This window comes from Mycobacterium sp., assembly GCF_035603715.1.
Classification (GTDB): domain Bacteria; phylum Actinomycetota; class Actinomycetes; order Mycobacteriales; family Mycobacteriaceae; genus Mycobacterium.
In genome coordinates, this window is the sequence record NZ_DATNJW010000032.1 from 1 (window position 1) to 3,613 (window position 3,613).

General features: G+C 64.5%; 4 protein-coding genes. All 4 read right to left on the reverse strand.

The window, feature by feature from the left end; genetic code table 11:
- Nucleotides 1-675: SDR family NAD(P)-dependent oxidoreductase (locus tag VN856_RS01100; protein ID WP_325685296.1), on the reverse strand; the 675-nt coding region annotated here is incomplete at its 3' end.
- Between the two features lie 46 nt (nt 676-721).
- Entirely contained in the window at nt 722-1,795 is a 1,074-nt protein-coding gene (locus VN856_RS01105) for a phosphotransferase (RefSeq protein WP_325685298.1), read from the reverse strand.
- Nucleotides 1,796-1,804: 9 nt separating this feature from the next.
- On the reverse strand, nt 1,805-2,644 hold the full coding sequence (locus tag VN856_RS01110; RefSeq protein WP_325685300.1) for a mycofactocin-coupled SDR family oxidoreductase: 840 nt from the start codon (nt 2,642-2,644) through the stop codon (nt 1,805-1,807).
- Nucleotides 2,645-2,673: 29 nt separating this feature from the next.
- Nucleotides 2,674-3,613, reverse strand: a 940-nt coding sequence (locus VN856_RS01115; protein ID WP_325685302.1) for a cytochrome P450, incomplete at its 5' end; no start/stop codon positions are given.

A 3,613-nucleotide genomic window follows, 5' to 3' on the forward strand; every position in this document is an offset into this window, starting at 1 on the left:
GGCCACCTCGTCGACGTTCAGTGTGTCCGGCTGCGTGGGCGCGCTCGTCGCGGACAGGCCGTAATCGGCGCCCATGATTCGTTCGGAGTTCGACAACAGCTTGGTCTCGACGACCATCGGGCAGAGCACCGATACCCCGATCCCGTTGTCTTTGACCTCGCGGGCCAGGTTCTCGGCCAGCCCCACGACGCCGTATTTCGCGACGCTGTAGGCGCCGAGGCCGACGTTGGGCATCAGGCCAGCGAACGACGCGGTGAAGGCGACGTGGCCGCCGGTGCCCTGCTCGAGCAACCTGGGCAGGAAAGCCTCGACGGCATGGATCGAGCCCCACAGGTCGATGTCGATCACCCAGCGCCAGTCGTCGTGCGTCATCTGCGCGATCGGGCCTGCGACCACGATGCCGGCATTGCTGAAGACCACGTCGACCTGCCCGAGCAGACGAAATGCCTCATCGGTGAGGTGAATCATCTCCTTGAGATACCTGACATCGCACATCACGGCGTGCGCGTCGAATCCCTGGGCCCGCATGTGCGCGACCGCCTGCTCCAGCGACGGCTTATCGACGTCAGCGAGCACGACACGCGCTCCCCGCCTTGCGAACTCGGTCGCGGTCGCGAAACCGATACCGTTTGCGCCGCCGGTGATGACGGCGCCTTTGCCTTCATATCCGTTCATGGCGCGACGGTAGCCGATTGGCCTGGGCGCGCGGCGGCGGGCCCGGTCAGCGGGTGATGGCGTCCAGCGCGCCGCGGGTGTCGAGGTCGACGAATGCCGCCGCGTAACGCTGTGCCAGAGCCAGGCAGATCTCGGCACCTTGCCACGCATCGCCGCCGCTGAGCGTGGCCATCCAGATCGCCAACCCATGAGCGACCGACGCCCGATACCGCAGCCATACTTCGTCGGCGCTCGGCATCTCGTCGGCCGGCAACGAAAGCGCCCCGCGGTATTCCTCGATGAGGTCGCGCTCGCTGCGACGACGATCGTCAATCGTCAGCGCTCCCTGCAAGAAGTAACCGAGGTCCAGCGCGAAGTTGCCGCGCCGCACCATCTGCCAGTCGAGGAATCCGACGGTGTCGTCCGGGAGCACATAGGTATTGCCGATGTGCGGGTCGCCGTGCAGCAGCGTCTGCGGCGCCTCGGTCAGGGTGCCGATATAGCGGGCCCAGATATCAACGAACAGGTCAGTACCCGTCATCGCCGGAATCTCGGTGGGAACGGAATCGCCCAGTCGTTCATAGGCGATCTCGAGCGGCGCATATTCCAGTCCGGCGAACGCGACGAACGGCTCGACCCAGCTGAGCGCCGGATCGCTGGTGATCCGATCACCCCAATACTCGCTGTGTAGTTTCGCCAAACCGCGGACGCCGCTGGCTACCTGATCGACGGTCATCGGCCGCGTCGAGTCGCGTGGATCGGCGCCGCGTGCGACGACATCTTCCATGATCATCAGGAAGTCGGACGCGTCCTCGTCGATGATCGCGGTGTAGACAACCGGATGATCAAGCGGGAGAACGACTCCCGCGTTGAAGAGCCGTGGCTCGTGAAACAGTCCACTGGTGAGCGCGACGAGTTCGGCGTGCGCCGGATCGACCGCCTTGGCGAACACGGTGGCCGGTCCGGTTCCGGCCGAGTAGCTCAGCCCGAGTCGGGCCCGCCGGTTGGTACCGTCATCACGCAGTACCACCTCGACGTCGCTGACCACCGCATCGGGATGATGCCGACGGACGGCGTCGGTCATCCAGGCCGGGGTGATCTCGTCCCAGCCGGCGGGTATGGACAATTCCGAAAGCGTCACGGCGGAAGGCTATTTCAGGCAGCTGCCGCCGTCGATCGGTAGCGTGACGCCGGTGACGTAACGCGCCTCGTCGGACGCCAGGAACAGCACCGCGTTGGCGATGTCCTCGGGCTCGACCCAGCCGATCGGCAGGGTGTGCATCAGCTGGCCGACGACCTTCATGTCGTCGGGGCCTGGATGCTCCAGATCGGGGCGGAACAGCTTCATCGTGCCGTCGTTCATGAACAGCGGAGTATTGACGTTGGTCGGGTGCACAGAGTTGACGCGGATGTTCTGCGCGCCGAGCTCGACGGCAAAGGTGCGCATCAAACCGACTACACCGTGCTTGGCGGCGACGTAGTGACCGGTGTGCGGGTAGGCCTTGAGTCCGCCGACCGAGCTGGTGAGGATGATCGAGCCGCCGTTGCCGCCCGCGAGGATATGGGGCACACCGGCTTTCACGGTCTTCCACACGCCGCCGAGGTTGATGTCGATCATGGCGGTCCAGTCTTTTTCGCTGGTCTTGTCCAGCGTCTGGCCACCATTGCCGATGCCGGCGTTGGCGACGATGATGTCGAGCTTGCCGAGCTGCTCGACACCGGTGTCGACCGCGGCCTTGAGTGCGTCGTAGTCACGGACATCGACCTCGGCGGTGTAGATCCGACGGTTGTGGCCCTTGACCAGGTCCGCGGTCTCGGCCAGATCCTCGGGCGTGGAGGCCGCGATCAGATCCACGGTGTCGATCTTCTTGCAGATGTCCACTGCGATGATGTCGGCGCCTTCTTGGGCCAACCGCACCGCATGCGCGCGGCCTTGACCGCGGGCCGCACCGGTGATGAATGCGACCTTGCCTTCGACTCGACCCGCCATCATTTCCTCATTTCATTACTTGTGATTACTCAACCGATGACTGCCGGCATCGTGTCCCATCCACGCACGGTGGACGTCGGAGACAACGCAGCACGGTTGAGGTCGACTTGCCATTCGGGGAAGCGCTTCAAGATCTCCTCGAGCGCGATCCGCCCCTCCAGCCGGGCCAACGCCGAGCCCAGGCAATAGTGGGTACCGACGCTGAAGGACAGATGCTGGCGCGGCTCGCGGTGAATGTCGAAAACATCGCCGTCCGGCGGGAATTGGCGGTGGTCCCGGTTCGCGGAGCCGATGAGCATCATCATCGCGCTGCCCTCTGGCACCGTCTGCCCGTAGTAGGTGATGTCGCGGGTCACGTAGCGCGCCACGTGTGGAGCGGGCGGTTCGAAGCGCAGAAGTTCTTCGATGGCCCCGGGGATGAGGGCGGGGTTCGCGGCCAGTTCGCGCCGCTGGTCGGGATGTTCGGCGAGCACCTTGCCGGCCCAGCCGATCAGCCGGGTCGTCGTCTCGTTGCCGGCGCCGGAAACCACGCTGATGTAGGTGAGTAGCTCCTCGCGGGTCAGTCGCCGCGTGACGCCCTTCTCGTCGGTGAACTCGACATTCAGCAGATCGGTCATGATGTCGTCGGAGGGATGCTCAGCACGCCAGTCGATGAATTCGGCAAAGAACTCGCCGGTGTTCATGCCCTCGGCCGCCGCTTTCATCGGCTTACCAGCCTCGGTGCGCATCTGATCGTTCGTCAAATCCCTTGCGGCTTCTTGGTATTCATCGGGAATGCCGAGCAGCATGCCGATCACCCGCATCGGCATCTGCGCACCGAGGTCGCCGACGAAGTCGAAACTGTCGCCGCTGGCAACGGGATCCAAACTGTGAGCACAGAATTCGCGGATCTTGGGTTCGAAGTCGCTGATCTTGCGTGGCGTGAACATGCGGGCCAGCAGTTTGCGGTGCATGTCGTGGAGAGGCGGG